Source organism: Bacillus cereus group sp. BfR-BA-01524, from assembly GCF_022662595.1.
Classification (GTDB): Bacteria; Bacillota; Bacilli; order Bacillales; family Bacillaceae_G; genus Bacillus_A; species Bacillus_A thuringiensis_S.
In genome coordinates this window covers 1-493 of sequence record NZ_JAKUDW010000276.1, presented here as the reverse complement: position 1 = coordinate 493, position 493 = coordinate 1, and the positions used below count along the sequence as shown (strand labels likewise).

The following is a 493-nucleotide window of genomic DNA, read 5'->3' as shown; positions in this document are numbered from 1 at the left end:
TGTAGAGATAACAAAGATAGATAAAGATAATAAAGCACCGTTAGCGGGAGTAACATTCATCGTCCAAGATGAAAAGGGTAATGAAGTTACAAAAGTAACGACAGATAAAGATGGAAAAGCAAATGTTTCAGATTTACCTGTAGGAAAGTATGAATTAGTAGAGGTAGAAAGTTTACCTGGTTATAAAAAGCTAGAAAAACCAGTATCATTTGAAATCAAAAAAGGCATGACCGAGGTTCTATCATTAAAAGTAGAAAATGAAATGGTGGATACAGGGAATGTAGAGATAACAAAAATAGATAAAGATAGTAAAGCTCCATTAGAAAATGTTGTATTTGAAGTACGTGATTCAAAAGGAAAAGTAGTTGCGAAAGTAACGACGGATAAAGAAGGAAAAGCAAACGTTTCAGATTTACCTATTGGGAAGTATGAGTTGGTGGAAGTAGAAACACCGGCAGGATACAAACCACTAGAAAAGCCAGTTTCATTCGAA

Annotated in this window: 1 protein-coding gene; it reads left to right on the top strand. The window is 34.3% G+C overall.

The window, feature by feature from the left end; translation table 11 throughout:
* Nucleotides 1–493, top strand: a 493-nt coding sequence (locus MR170_RS31025) for an MSCRAMM family protein (RefSeq protein WP_242310671.1), incomplete at both ends; no start/stop codon positions are given.